General features: G+C 64.4%; 11 protein-coding genes. 3 read left to right on the top strand and 8 right to left on the bottom strand.

The window, feature by feature from the left end; genetic code table 11:
* The first annotated feature begins 187 nt into the window (after positions 1 to 187).
* A complete protein-coding gene (locus PZ895_RS07190) occupies positions 188 to 1,276 on the top strand; it encodes a hybrid-cluster NAD(P)-dependent oxidoreductase (protein ID WP_275838340.1) in 1,089 nt (362 codons plus the stop codon).
* A gap of 1 nt (position 1,277) precedes the next feature.
* Positions 1,278 to 1,511 (top strand): hypothetical protein, encoded by a 234-nt coding sequence (locus tag PZ895_RS07185; protein WP_275838339.1) that lies wholly within the window; start codon positions 1,278 to 1,280, stop codon positions 1,509 to 1,511.
* On the opposite strand, the gene PZ895_RS07180 is transcribed toward PZ895_RS07185, so the two are convergent.
* The 3 genes from PZ895_RS07180 to PZ895_RS07170 all read right to left on the bottom strand — a co-directional run bounded on the left by PZ895_RS07180 (position 1,512) and on the right by PZ895_RS07170 (position 4,871).
* Complete coding sequence (locus PZ895_RS07180; protein ID WP_275838338.1) at positions 1,512 to 2,618, bottom strand: pyridoxal phosphate-dependent aminotransferase; 1,107 nt, start codon at positions 2,616 to 2,618, stop codon at positions 1,512 to 1,514.
* A 115-nt stretch (positions 2,619 to 2,733) separates the two neighbouring features.
* Positions 2,734 to 3,468, bottom strand: coding sequence for a TorF family putative porin (locus PZ895_RS07175; protein ID WP_275838337.1), 735 nt, complete (start codon positions 3,466 to 3,468; stop codon positions 2,734 to 2,736).
* A gap of 224 nt (positions 3,469 to 3,692) precedes the next feature.
* Positions 3,693 to 4,871 (bottom strand): serine hydrolase, encoded by a 1,179-nt coding sequence (locus tag PZ895_RS07170; RefSeq protein WP_275838336.1) that lies wholly within the window; start codon positions 4,869 to 4,871, stop codon positions 3,693 to 3,695.
* A gap of 202 nt (positions 4,872 to 5,073) precedes the next feature.
* On the opposite strand from PZ895_RS07170, the gene PZ895_RS07165 reads away from it, so the two are divergent.
* On the top strand, positions 5,074 to 6,387 hold the full coding sequence (locus tag PZ895_RS07165) for a UDP-glucose/GDP-mannose dehydrogenase family protein (protein ID WP_275838335.1): 1,314 nt from the start codon (positions 5,074 to 5,076) through the stop codon (positions 6,385 to 6,387).
* A gap of 21 nt (positions 6,388 to 6,408) precedes the next feature.
* On the opposite strand, the gene PZ895_RS07160 is transcribed toward PZ895_RS07165, so the two are convergent.
* The 5 genes from PZ895_RS07160 to PZ895_RS07140 all read right to left on the bottom strand — a co-directional run bounded on the left by PZ895_RS07160 (position 6,409) and on the right by PZ895_RS07140 (position 13,240).
* Entirely contained in the window at positions 6,409 to 7,821 is a 1,413-nt protein-coding gene (locus tag PZ895_RS07160; RefSeq protein WP_275838334.1) for a hypothetical protein, read from the bottom strand.
* Between the two features lie 62 nt (positions 7,822 to 7,883).
* Positions 7,884 to 8,867, bottom strand: coding sequence for a GNAT family N-acetyltransferase (locus tag PZ895_RS07155; protein WP_275838333.1), 984 nt, complete (start codon positions 8,865 to 8,867; stop codon positions 7,884 to 7,886).
* Entirely contained in the window at positions 8,864 to 10,804 is a 1,941-nt protein-coding gene (locus tag PZ895_RS07150) for an alginate lyase family protein (RefSeq protein WP_275838332.1), read from the bottom strand. Before PZ895_RS07150 ends, PZ895_RS07155 begins: the two co-directional genes overlap by 4 nt.
* A 7-nt stretch (positions 10,805 to 10,811) precedes the next feature.
* Positions 10,812 to 12,116, bottom strand: coding sequence for a glycosyltransferase family 4 protein (locus PZ895_RS07145; RefSeq protein WP_275838331.1), 1,305 nt, complete (start codon positions 12,114 to 12,116; stop codon positions 10,812 to 10,814).
* Positions 12,113 to 13,240, bottom strand: coding sequence for a glycosyltransferase (locus PZ895_RS07140; RefSeq protein ID WP_275838330.1), 1,128 nt, complete (start codon positions 13,238 to 13,240; stop codon positions 12,113 to 12,115). The genes PZ895_RS07145 and PZ895_RS07140 overlap by 4 nt, the downstream gene beginning before the upstream one ends.

Below are 13,240 nucleotides of genomic sequence, written 5' to 3'. Positions count from 1 at the left end.
ATGTTGCCCCCCTCTGGGCTGCCGCCCGCTCTGACCCGAGCCGCGGGTCTCGGCCCGTCCTTCGGACCCCCCGCAAGTGGGGAGATTATTCTCGTCATCGACACCGCGTGATCTCCTCCCGCGCGGGGGAGATGTCCGGCAGGACAGAGGGGGGCTCGTCAAGACTCGACCTCCAGGATCAACGTCAATGACCGCCCACCTCTACAAATATCTCGACGAAATGACTCCCTGGGACGACCGGCTTCAGGTGCTCGAATGCCTGCGGGTCGTCGACGAAGCCCCCGACGTCAAGACCTTCACCTTCCGCTCCGACAGCCAGACCTGGTTCCGCTACCAGCCCGGCCAGTTCATCACACTGGAACTGCCGGCCACACCCGACCCGCTGATGCGCACCTACACTTTGTCCTCCAGCCCCTCGCGACCCTTTTCCATCGCCGTCACGGTCAAGGCGCAGAAGGATTCCCTCGGCACGCGCTGGATGTTCGACAATCTCAAGCCCGGCGACCACATCCGCGCCTTTGGCCCCTCCGGCACCTTCTCGCTGCACAACCACCCGGCAGCGAAATATCTCTTCATCTCCGCCGGTTCGGGCATCACGCCGATGATGTCGATGCTGCGCTGGCTGAACGATTTCACGCCGCAGACCGATGTCGCCTTCGTCAACTGCGCGCGCCGGCCGGAAGAGATCATCTTCCGAAAGGAACTCGAACTCCTGGGCGCCCACATGCCCGGCCTGTCGCTCGGCTTCCTGATCGAGGAACGGTCGAGCCGGGAGAGCTGGTTCGGCCATATGGGCCGCATCGACGCGGTGCGACTTCCGCTGCTGGCACCTGATTTCCGCGAGCGTGAGATCTTCTGCTGCGGTCCCGACCCCTTCATGCGCGCGGTGCGGGAGATGCTGGAATCGGCCGGATTCGACATGGCGCATTACCATCAGGAAAGCTTCGGCGCGCCGGCGATCGAGCGCATTCAGGCACCGTTCGAGGAAGAAATCGCCGCCGAACCGCCGGCAGACGCCCAGCCGGTGCGCTTTGCGCTCTCCGATGTCGAGGCGCTGTGTCTTCCGGGCCAGACCGTACTCCAGACCGCCCGCGCGGCCGGCATCCGCATACCCGCAGCCTGCGAGTTCGGCCTTTGCGGCACCTGCAAGACCATGAAGACTTCCGGCAAGGTGGATATGAGCCACAATGGCGGCATTCTCGACCACGAAATCGAGGAAGGCTACATCCTTGCCTGCTGCTCGCGCCCGCTCGGCCCCGTCACGGTGGAGGCGTAGGATGGGACAGGCACGTCAATACGGCCTGACGCCGGCACCCTCACGTCCGGCGCTCTTCAAGCCGCGCCAACCCGAGCCCGAGGAAGTGTTTCTCGCCTGGCTCATGTGGCTCCCGGCAGAAGCAGACCGGCAGCAAGCCGCCGCGCGGGAGGTCAGCCGAATCGATGCCAGCGAAGCGAAAGGCGAGGGGCCGGCGAGGCTTCGCGCCCTTTTCGCCGATCTCGCCACCAACTGATCAGCTCCGCGCCTCCGCCAGCGCCTCTGGCAGCTCGCGTTCGAAGATATCGATCTCGGCCGCCGGTCCGACCGAGACGCGGATGCAGCGGTCGAGCCCCGGCGCCATCGGCTTGCGCACGAAGACGTCGCGCGCGATCAATGCCTGCATGACCTTCAGCGCAAACACGCCGTTGTCGCCGCAATCGATCGCGACGAAATTGGTGGCGGATGGGATCGACGTCAGGCCATTGTCGGTTGCAATCTTCGCCAGCCGCTCGCGGCACAAAGCAACCTGCGCGACGACGCTTTGCAGATATTTTTCATCGTCGAGCGCCGCCGATGCCGCGATCTGAGCGATGCGCGTCATGCCGAAATGGTTGCGCACCTTTTCGAAAGCGTTGATCGTCGTCGCCTCGCCGATCGCATAGCCGCAGCGCAGGCCGGCAAGTCCGTAAGCTTTTGAAAACGTGCGCATTCGCAGAACGTTGGGCCGCGTCACGTCGAGCGGCGGCAAGGTTCCCTCCGGCGCCGTCTCGCCATAGGCTTCGTCCAGAACCAGCATGGTCGTTTCCGGCAGCGCGTCGATGAAGCGTTGAATCTCGACGGCCGGCCACCACGTGCCCATCGGATTGTCGGGATTGGCGAGATAGACCAGCGGCGCGTTCTCGCGTTTGATCGCGTCGAGCAGGCTGGGAAGGCTCTCGCGATCGGCCTCGTAGGGAACGGTGACGAGCCGCGCGCCGAACCCTGCGACATGGTAGTTGAAGGTCGGATAGGCGCCGAGTGAGGTGACGACGGCGGCGTTTTTTTCGGCCCAAAGTCGCACGATCAGGCCCAAAAGCCCGTCAATTCCCTCGCCGATGACGATGTTTCGGGCCGAAACCTGGTGCTTTTCAGCCAGCTTTTCACGCAATTCGGCGCTTTCCGCGTCGCCATACATCCACACTGTGCCCGCCGCCGCGGCGATCGCGGCCTGAACTTCGGGTGATGGACCGAACCCGCTTTCATTGGCGCCGATCCGCGCCCTGAAGGCTTTTCCGCGCGCGCGCTCCTGTGCTTCCGGCCCGACGAAGGGCACGGTTGCCGGCAGCGTTTCGGCAAGGGCGGTGAGGCGAGGACGGATCATGCGGCGGGCTCCTGAATCTCTACCGTCGCACTACCTTTCAACATGTTGAATGACAACAAAAAAGGCCCGCCGAGATGTCTCGACGGGCCAGGTCTGGGAGGTGCAGGCTAAGAAATCAGCGGCCGCCGCCGAACTGTCCGCCGGCGAACATCTCGCGAACCGAGTTGAACGAGGTGTCGAAGGAGATCGAGGCGACGAAGTATTCGCGGTCGAAATTGGAGTCGTGATAACGCAGGTCGAGCGTGATCAAATCGGCATAGGTATAGGAAAGACCGACATTCCAGTCGATGTCGTCTCCGCCGGTGAACCTGGTGCCGACACCACCCGAAACAGTGAAGTCGTAGGGCAGGGCGAGAGCTGCCGTCGCGACACCGTAGGTCGCGTCGAATTTGAAGTCGTGATAGAGTTCGAGGCCCGCTGAGAACTCTTCCGTGAACTGGTAGCTCGGCTTGACGTAGAATTCGCCGCAGCAGCTTCCGGTCTCGTCGTAGAAATAGTGCGCGTAGCCGATATCGACCGTGAGGTTGCCGAAGGTCGGGCGGATGCCGCCATAGACGTCGATCTCGACCTTGTCGGGATCGATGTCGACACCGGAGGCCCAAACGCCGATATAGGCCCAGTCATAGGACGCCTCGACATAGCCCTGAAGCGTCGGGCCGTCCGACTGCGCGACGCCGCGCGAGACGTAGCGCGAGGTGAAGGTGGCGCCGAAGGCGATGTCGATCGCGGAGGCGACATCCTCCTGAAGGACGACGGGCGCCTCATAGACGACGGCATCGGCTGCGAACGCGGGAAGAGCGGAAACGGCGGCGATTGCGAAAGCGGCTGCCGAGGTACGGATCAGGTTCATTGGACCCCCAGAAAGATGTCTCGAAGACACTGCGCTCGCCAACCCCTCCGGTCGTCTGCGCCATGTCGCTGAGGAAAATGTGCGGGAAATATTCGTCGGCGCAATTGGGAAGACGCGGCCTATGATGCGTTGCGGAAAACTGTTGCGTCGTTGCAACGAAAAATGCACAGACAATGCGCAACGGCGTCGGCGAAAAGGGTTTCGTTAACCGATTTGCCGCGCCTTTAGGCAGTTTCGAGATGGCGGGCGATCTGCGTGAGGACCGATATCTCGCGCGCTGTTCCCGCATCGTCGCTGGCATCGGGGCGCGACGAGGTCTTTGCGATGGTGATTCGGCTGACCGGGTCGACCCAGACCCATTGTCCGTGTATGCCCACGCCGCAGAATGAACCGCGCGTATCGCCGACCTGATACCAGCAGGACCGGTAGCGGCCTTCGGCGAACATGTCGGCGAAATTGCCGTCGACCCAGGCCTGGCGGTTGCCATTGGCGTGCAGGTCCTCGATCCAGGCCGCCGGGACGATCTGCTGATCGGCCGCGTTGCGCCCGCCCATGCGAACGAGATCGCCCAGACGCGCAAGGTCTTCGACCGTGATGCAGATGCCGCCCGCCGCCCGCGCGGTGCCGACGCGGTCGACGGTGACATAGGATGCACCGGTCATTCCCATCGGCTTCAGGAGCCGTTCGGCAAGATAGTCATGATAGCGTCGGCCGACTGCGCGCTCGACGACGAGCCCGAGCAGGTCGGTATTGGGGGAGGCGTAGTAGAAGCGTCTGCCGTGCTCGCCGGATCGCCGCGGCGGCAGGGTGGCAAGAAATTCCTCCATCGTCTGGGCAGTGGTGTCGGCCCGCTCGGGGTTCCAGAGCATCGCGCGGCGATAGCGATCGAAGGCGCTGTCCTTGTCGGTATACTCCTCGTCGAAATCGAGGTCGACGGTCATGTCGAGAAGGTCGCGGATGCGGGCGCTGCCATAGGCGCTCGCCGGCGGCATGGCGACATGGTCGGTAATGGGCGCGTCGGGATCGAGAAGCCCGTCGTCGACGGCGATGCCGGCGAGCAGCCCGGTGACGGATTTCGAAATCGAGAAGATGACGTGCGGCCGCGCGGGATCGGCATGGGGTGCATTCCAGTCGGCGACGACCTTGCCGTCGCGCAGCACCACAAGCGCGTCGGTCCACGAGGCGCGGAGATAGTCGTTAAGCGATGTCGGCTGCCCGGCGACGTCGAGCGCGATTCCCTGGATGGCCGCGCTGCCGACCGCCTCACGCGAACGTTCGCGGGCGCACGTCATCGTCGCGACGGGGACGAACTCGCTGACCGACTGGAAACTGAGCGTGCTGAACGGATGTTCGCGCCAATTGGCGAGAGTGACTTCGTGGCGGGAAACCTGTTCGATCGTCATGGTGCCTCCATCGTTTTGTTCCCTTTTCAGATGCGGTTCGGGCGCGCCCAGTCAAGTCGTCTGCCGTTGGTCCAGCCCGCAAGATCGGCTTTTCACCACTGCGCTAAGGTGACCTTTACCTGACGCTGGTAGTTACGGTGCACGCAAGTCCCCGCGCATTCATGCTGTCGAGGACATGGTTGGACTCGGACGGGGTGGTGCGATGAAGATTTCGGTATTCGGGCTTGGCTATGTCGGCACAGTCTGCGCGGCCTGCCTTGCCGAACGCGGCCATGAGGTGATCGGCTGCGACGTCAACGAGACGAAGGTCGATCTCGTCAATGCGGGCCAGAGCCCGATCATCGAGAGGGATGTCGGCGAACTGGTCGCGTCGAACGTCGCGGCCGGGCGCCTGCGTGCCACCTTGTCGACAGCCGAGGCCATCGCGAACTCGGACATTTCGCTGCTCTGCGTCGGCACGCCGTCCAAGCAGAACGGCTCGCTTGATCTCGGCCATGTCGAGGCGGTCTGCGAGCAGATCGGCGCGGCGTTGAAAGAAAAAAGCGGCTTCCACTCCGTCGTCATGCGCTCGACCGTCCTGCCGGGCACGTTGGAGACGCTTGCCGTCCCGGCGCTCGAGCGTTCGTCCGGCAAAATCAACGGGCAAGGTTTCGGCGTCGCCTCCAACCCCGAATTCATGCGCGAAGGTTCGGCCGTTGCCGATTTCGACAACCCGGCCAAGACGGTGATCGGCGCCAGCGACGCGGAGACCCGAGACCGGTTGAAGGCGCTCTATGAGGGCCTGCCGGGCAAATTGATCCTCACCGACCCGCGCGTCGCCGAACTCGTCAAATATACCGACAACACCTGGCACGCGCTGAAGGTCGCCTTCGGCAACGAGATCGGCAATGTGTGCAAGGCGGCCGGCGTCGACAGCCACGAACTGATGCAGATATTCTTCGCCGACGACAAGCTGAACATCTCGAACGCCTATCTCCTGCCCGGCTTCGCCTTCGGCGGCTCGTGCCTCCCGAAGGACGTGCGCGCCATCAACGCATTCGCGGTGGAAAAAGACGTCGAGGCGCCGCTCCTTCGCTCGCTGATCCCGTCCAACAAGCAGCAGGTCGAACGCGCGCTCGACTGGGTTCTGCGGCAGGGAAAGAAGAAGGTCGGTTTCCTCGGCTTCTCGTTCAAGGCCGGCACGGACGATCTGCGCGAAAGCCCCTACCTGGAACTGATCGAGCGGCTGATCGGCAAGGGCTGCGACGTGCGCGTCTTCGACAAGAACGTGTCGGTGGCCCGCCTCGTCGGCGCCAACAAGGCCTATCTGATGAACGCGATCCCGCACGTGACGCAGTTGATGGTGTCCTCGCTCGACGAGATCGTCGCGCATTCGGAAATCATCGTCGCCACGAACCGCGCGCCCGAATACGAGCCCATCGTGACCGCGATGCGCCCCGATCAGGTTCTGCTCGACATGGCGCGTTTGCCCAACGTCGCCGCCGCGACGGGCCGGGTGGACGGAATCAACTGGTAGGGCAACGACGGAGAGGGGGCCTCAATACCGCGCCAGATCGAGCCGCTGGTCGATGAAGGCGCGCTTGCCCTGGGTGCCGCTGGCAAGACATTCGGCGCGTTCCAGCGTGAAGGCCATATGACCGTCCGCCTTGGCTTCGAGCGCCACCCGGATACGTTCTGCATCGCCTTCGCTGCCGCCCTCCGCCGCAACGTAGCGGATCACCGCTTTGCCGGGCTCCGACTGGACGAACTGGAATTCACCGATGCCGCGAAAGAATAAAGGGTCTTGCGGCGGAAAATTGGTGGCGATGATGCGGTTGCCCGTTTTGCCGATGAAGAAGCCCGGCTTGCGACGCGGCGAGATGGCCTCGACTTTCATGCGCCAGCCATTGGCGCGCGTGCCTGGTTCGACGAGCGTCGCGCGGTCCTCGGTGTCGTAGCGGATGAACGGCATTCCCGAACTGATGAGGCCAGTGCCGACGAGGCGGCCCTCCATACCGGGCGTGACGACCGGCGCTCCGGCATCGTCGACGAGTTCGGCAATGCCGTAAAGCGGCTCGAATTCATAGACGTCGTTGGAGATTTCACGGGCAAAGAGCGCCTTTTCGCTGAGGCCGTAGAATGGCGCGAAAGCGACGTCGCCCAGCGCCTCGCGAATGACGGCTCGCTGGTGGTTGTAAAGCGGTTCAGAAATCGGCAAAATGCCCTTGATCGGAAGCTTGAAGCTGCGGCCAAGTGCCAGCATGTGCCGGCAGAACACTTCGATGGCCGAAGGATAGCCATGCAGGAACCTGATCCCGCGCGCGTCGATCAGGTCGATATAGAGCGCCACATCGGCCCGGCTCATCGGAAAGACGCATAGCCGAAGCTCGTTCAGCGCCGGCTCCCATTCGAACAGGCGATCCTCCGCGCCTTTCATCCGAAATCCCTTGAGAACGCAGCGCGTGTCGGACCTCGTGTAACCCGCGCGCGTCCAGGCATCGTTGACGAAGGCGAATTCCCGCACCGAGCGGTCGCGGTCGACGAAGAACGCGAACGGCTCTTCGCCGTTAGAGCCGCTGGTGCAGTTGCGCACGAGGCTTTTCGCGGGGCGGGTGAGGGCAGCTTCGCCGGCTGCGCGCAGGTCGGCCTTGGTCAGGATCGGCAGGCGGCCGAGGTCTTCCACCTCGATGCGCCGCGCATCGAAAGCCGGACCGAGGGCCGACGCGAAGCGAGCGTGGTGAAAGGGGCTCGCATGGGTTGCCGTGCTTGCCAGCGTGCGCAGGGCCGCCGTCGTCGCCGCGGTGGAAAAGTCGGGATCGGTTCGCGCATATGCGATGTCGCGTCGCCAGCGTTCATAGACCGCGCCATAGCGCAGCGAGAGCGGCATCAGCGAAATGAGCGGCGCGACCGACCGGCGCAGGCCGGGCGGGCTTTTCACATAGGCGCTGCGCGCGATGTCGAGCAGCCGCAAGGCCGGTCCCCCTGAAGAATGCGATCACCAATCTGTCATCGCGCGCTTAACATTCTGCAAAGCTAAAGAAGGGTCAGACACTCGCCGATCAGCGTGTATTCACGCGGGCGCAGGCCCCGTTTGAAGGTGGAGTAGCCGGTGTTCGGATCGAGGCCGCCAAGGTCGAGAGTGGCGACGCCCTGCGACTTCATGTGCCGGATCGCCTGCCACAGAAGGTAGTTGCCGGCATTGACGGCGCGCCCGTCAGGTCCGAACCAGGCGACGAAATATTCCGCGCCGAGCCCGTAGCGGATGACGGAAATGCCCGCGACTGCCTGGTCCTGATGGATTGCCTGAAGGATGGTGAAATCTTCGCCCGACGCATCGCGAAGCACGCGCAGGAAGCGATCGTCGACCGCGGAAAACGCCTTGTCGCGCTTGTTCTCCTCATGCCGCGCGATCATCCACTCGACCAGTTCCGGCTCGTTGCCGACGCGAAGGGTGATGTCGAGCTTGTCGCATTTGCGCAGCTTGTTGCGGAAGTTCGGCTGGAAGGAGCCGATGATCTCATCCTCGCTGCGCGTGAGGTCGACCTGTGCGGAAACCCAGCCGGTCTCGCCAAGAACGCGATAGCCTGCGGCGCGCATCAGTTCGAGGCGGTCCGGTGTGCTTTCGAGCGACGGCGCGACGACGAGCGCGCCCTTGCCGAGCCGCCCCCAGCCGCGCTTCAGCGCCTGGTAGACCGCAAGAATGGTTTCGTGCGACGGCACAGCGTCGAGGAAGAGCGGACCGCGGCTGACGCGCGACAGGAGCCGGATCCCGGCGATGCGCTTTTCGAGGATCTGGCAGATCGCGACCGGCCGGCCATCGGCTTCGAACGCGACGCGCGTCGGCGTCCAGCCATTGGTGCGCCGCGCCTCGCCATAGGCATGGGCCTGGGTCAGATGCGGGGCTGGAACGCCGGCGATGAGGTCTTGCCATTCCGCGAGCGACACGATCGGCCGGACGGCAATGGTGCCGGATTGAGATGCGGAGGCGAGGCGGCCGGAGGCGACGATGTCGGTCATGGGCGGCTTCCTGGGCGTTGGATGAGACGGATTTCCGTGACGAGCGGACTGACGCCGGACTGCCCACGCCACGACAGGCGTGGTGCGGGAATCTTGACGCCGAAGGATGGTGAGATCCATCCGCCATCGAAACCGTCTCCGCCGGAGGCGACTTCGAGCCGGTCGCCGGGAAGGGTGAAGGTGGCAATCGGGATTTCGTCTTTGGAGACGCTGGCGACGGCGCTGACGATGCGCACATCGAGACCGGGCGCGAACTGGAAGGAGATCTCGACGGGCTGCGGTTTGCCCGAAACCTCGTCCTCGATGCGCAAACCCTCTTCGGCGAGGCACACCTGCCGGCGATGCGTCGCCCCGTAGCGCGCGGAATAGCCGTCATGCTCGGCAAGGATCGCGGTATCGGATGCTTCGACCAGCCGTGCATTCGCCTTGTGCGACCAGTTGAACGCACCGGACATGATGCTCTGGTCGGTGCCGGCGATCGTCAGCGTGTTGTGGGCGCGGGTCGAGCGGAACCAGTCGCGCCATGCGCCGCCCGAATGATAGAGATAGGTGCCGGGGTCGACGAGGATCGGTTCGCCGTCGACGCAGAGCAATATGGAAAGCGCATCGGCATGACCGTGGGCGGCGATCGACAAATAGCCGAGCGGGCCGTGATCCATGATCAATCTGGCATGTCGGCCACAGATTTCGGCGTCGAGAACGCTGTATCCGCCCTCGCGAAAGGCGATGATGCCCGAATGCGCGCGCGGCTCTGCCTGCGCGGCCTCGCCGAAAATGGCATCACGCAGATGCGGTGCGGGGGCGGCAACGGGTGAGGGGCGGCCGAGAAAGGCCATGGCGGCATTGGCGATTGCCGCCGGATAGCGCGGCTCCGGTTCGCACATCGCGATGACGCGGCCCTCGTCGTCGTCGCAGATCGCCGGGGCTGCGCAATTCGACGAAATGGCGGCGACCCAGCCGGCGAAGTGGTCCAGTCGAGACTCGAAGTTCGGTCCGAACGGATCGCCCTGATGGCGTGCGGCGAGGGCGGCCAGAAGCGCGAATTCGATCGAGAACGCGCCATAGGTCGGCGATTGTTCGGCCGGGACGCCGTCGGGAAGGATCTGCTTTTCGATTTCCTTTTCGAGAACCTTTCTCGCCTTTGCCGCCATAACGCCGGCGCCGGCAAGGTCGGGCAGGGCGATGCCGATCAGATATTCGCCTGCGGCCTCGGCGATGAGGTGGTTGTTGGCCGACGAGAAGCGCGAGGGAAAGCGCGTCAGCCAGAAGGCGTGCGCAGCGAGGATTTCGCGGATGCGGCGGATCGTGTCGGGCGACAGATGCGAACCGCAGATGCTGGAGACGACGAGGAGCGAGATCGCGCGCAGGGCAAGCTCGATGCCGGAATTCCAGACGAGCCCGCGAAAGGGCGGGTGCGCGCGGTGCCAGCTCTCGATGACGGACTCGATGACGCGGCGCGCGTCTGTGTCGTCGTCGAGCGCGAGCTTGGCGGCGAGCGGCTGGAGAAACTGGAGGCGGTTGAACTCCCAGACATATTTGACGTCGCCGAAACGTGTTTCGTGGCGGTAGCCGATATCGAAGCAATAGGCGTCGGCGCCAGGCCAGGAAAGGCCGGAAACAGGATCGAGCCGCCAGATGTCGACTGGAAACAGCGTATCGGCCGAGCGTTTCGGCCAGTCGACGCCGAGGGCAGAGAAGCGGCCGTCAAGGAGCGCGGCGCAGGTCCGGTCGAGCGCCTCACGGACGGGCGGCGAGGCGTGCAACACGGCATCTTCCAGCCCCGGAACGCGCGGAACGACGTCACCTTGTTGGCCGAAGCGTGCCCAACCCTCGTGCCGACCCTTCGAGGAAAGCTTGCGGCTCTTCTCGACGACACGATGCGCAACCTCGGCGGGGCCCATATTGCGCAGGCGGTTGACGTACCAGCCGAGCGACATCGTTGCCTCAGAGCCTGAAAATCTTGCGATAGGCCGCAATCAGTGCGGGCACCTGATGGTCCCAACTGAACTGGTTCTCGACGCGCGCGCGGCCGACGCGCCCCATCTCGGCACGGCGCTCGGGATCGGCAAGCAGAAGCTCGATCTGCTCGGCCATGTGGACAGGGTCGTTGGGCCGCGCATAGGCAGATGCGCTCTGCGCCGAATAGCGGCCCTCGACCACTTCGAACTGAACGATCGGCTTTTCGAACGCCATGTATTCGAGGATCTTGTTCATGGTCGACTTGTCGTTCATCGGGTTCACCCGGTCGGGGTTCACGCAGACATCCGACGTCGACAGCACCTCAAACAAGGTCGCGTCGCTGGCTCGCCCGGTGAAGGTGACGAAATCGTCGAGTCCCATGGCGCTGGATTGCGCCTTCAGTTCGTCCAGCGCGGGACCGCCGCCGACGAGGCAGAACTGGATGTCCGTGCGGCCCTTGTCGTGGACGAGATGCGAGACGGATTCGAGCAGCAGGTCGATGCCCTCCTGCTGGCCCATGACGCCGACATAGCCGACGAGATGCTGGCGGCCCTTTTTCCAGTCGGGGTTTGCGGGCACGCGCTTCAGCTTGTCGAGATTGGGACCCGAGCGCACGACAAAGACGTTTTCGGGAGCCATCCTGCCGCGCGCGATGGCAATGTCGCGATAGGAATTGTTGGTCGCGATGGATACGTCGGCAAGGCCGAATGTCATCCGCTCGGCGAGTACCATCAGCTGCCAGAAGAAGCCGCGCCTGCCGAACTTCGCCTCGTAGAGTTCGGGATTGATGTCGTGATGGTCGAACATGAACTTCTTGCCGAAGGGCTTGAAGAGCGCGGCGACGAGGAAGATCAAATCCGGCGGATTGCACGCGTGGATGGCATCGAAGCCATGACGGCGAAGGACGCGGAAGGCGAGCACGGTTTCCCAGAAGAGCGCGACCGAATATTCCGCGAGATAACCGAGCGCGCCGTGGGCGTCGAGCGGCAGCTTGTGGCGATAGACATGAATGCCGTCGATCGTCTCGTGGAGCGCGTCGAAGCCCTTTCCGGTCGGGCAGATGACGCTGACGGTCGCGCCCGCCTTCCGCAAGGTCGTCGCTTCCTGCCAGACGCGGCGGTCGAAGGGCACCGGCAGGTTCTCGACGATGATGAGAATGCCTTTTCCCGACAAGGGCTTGGCCGCCAGAATTGAATCGGCGCGTTCGCGCGCTTCGGCCGCGCTGCGTGCGGACGGCGTCGGTTGGGCGACGACTTTCGTCGATCGGTCGTGTCTGGGAAGAGCGGTCATGCGACCTCCTTGCGGGTCTGTTCGGCAAGACCCCGTGGGGCGATGCGCCGGAAGAGTTCGAGATAGCGGGCCGCGCAGGCGGCTTCGGAAAATGTGGCCCCGCGTGCGCGCAGGGCTTCGCGGTCCCAGGTGCGGTCGAGCGCATTGCGGATGGCCAAGGCCATGACAGCCGGGGCGCCTACCGGCACCAGCGCGCCGTAGCGGCCGCCGTCGAGAATTTCGGCGGGACCGTGCTTGCAGTCGGTCGAAACGACCGGCGTGCCGCAGGCCAGCGCCTCGGCGACGACGTTGCCGAAGCCTTCGTGACGCGAGGACAGGACGAAGAGAGCGGCCCGCGCGAGATGCGCGAAGGGCGCGTCGACGAAACCCGGCATGGCGACGTCGCCTGCAATGCCCGACGCCTCGGCCTGCGCCTGGAGCGCGGGCCGTAGCGGACCGTCGCCGAGAATGACGAGCCGCGCCGGCCGCGACTGCCGGATTTGCGCGAACGCCGTCAGCAGCGTCGCGAAATCCTTCTGCTCGACCATGCGGCCCATGGCCAGGATGGTGGGGCTGCCTTCGGAATAAAGCGATGCGTCGACCGGAGCGGCCATACGGTGCGCGAGGTCGTCCGGGATGATGCCGTTATGGATCACGTCGATCCGGCCGCGCGGCAGATGACACATCCCGGCCAGATCGTCGGCGACGCCGGACGAGACCGCGACGATGGCGTCCGCCTGGCCGAACAGGGCGCGGTAGAGGATCGGAACCGGGCCGAACTTGACGCCGCGCGTGTCGTTGGCCGACAGCGTGTTGTGCTGGCTGACGACGATGCGGGTCTTCGCCGGGCGCGCGAAGCCGGCCGCGCACAGCATGATGTTGTTGTGGTCGTGACCGGCCATGACGACATCCGGTCGCGACGCGCGCAGATATCGGATGAGGGCGGGAACCGAGGCCGCCTGTCGGCGAATGCCGAGATCGACGATGCGCAAGCCTTCGGGAACGTCGCGAAGGAGTTCGCCGCGCCGCTCGTTGAGCGCGAGCTCGACCAGATGGCCGTGCGAGATCCACTCGCGCGCGAGGCCGAGATGGAGCCGTTCGATGCCGCCGCCTTCGAGGCTTGGAAGATAAAGCCCGATGCGCAT

Source organism: Mesorhizobium sp. YIM 152430 (assembly GCF_029210365.1).
GTDB lineage: Bacteria > Pseudomonadota > Alphaproteobacteria > Rhizobiales > Rhizobiaceae > Aliihoeflea.
Note: the sequence above shows the minus strand (reverse complement) of the source record. Positions and strands in the feature narration are given on the sequence as shown.

Bases quoted from the DNA above. Each gene is read 5' to 3' on its own strand.
- PZ895_RS07190 (WP_275838340.1), top strand. From the start codon at position 188: ATGACCGCCCACCTCTACAAATATCTCGACGAAATGACTCCCTGGGAC.
- PZ895_RS07165 (WP_275838335.1), top strand. From the start codon at position 5,074: ATGAAGATTTCGGTATTCGGGCTTGGCTATGTCGGCACAGTCTGCGCG.
- PZ895_RS07180 (WP_275838338.1), bottom strand. From the start codon at position 2,618: ATGATCCGTCCTCGCCTCACCGCCCTTGCCGAAACGCTGCCGGCAACC.
- PZ895_RS07155 (WP_275838333.1), bottom strand. From the start codon at position 8,867: ATGACCGACATCGTCGCCTCCGGCCGCCTCGCCTCCGCATCTCAATCC.
- PZ895_RS07150 (WP_275838332.1), bottom strand. From the start codon at position 10,804: ATGTCGCTCGGCTGGTACGTCAACCGCCTGCGCAATATGGGCCCCGCC.
- PZ895_RS07175 (WP_275838337.1), bottom strand. From the start codon at position 3,468: ATGAACCTGATCCGTACCTCGGCAGCCGCTTTCGCAATCGCCGCCGTT.
- PZ895_RS07145 (WP_275838331.1), bottom strand. From the start codon at position 12,116: ATGACCGCTCTTCCCAGACACGACCGATCGACGAAAGTCGTCGCCCAA.
- PZ895_RS07170 (WP_275838336.1), bottom strand. From the start codon at position 4,871: ATGACGATCGAACAGGTTTCCCGCCACGAAGTCACTCTCGCCAATTGG.
- PZ895_RS07185 (WP_275838339.1), top strand. From the start codon at position 1,278: ATGGGACAGGCACGTCAATACGGCCTGACGCCGGCACCCTCACGTCCG.
- PZ895_RS07140 (WP_275838330.1), bottom strand. From the start codon at position 13,240: ATGCGCATCGGGCTTTATCTTCCAAGCCTCGAAGGCGGCGGCATCGAA.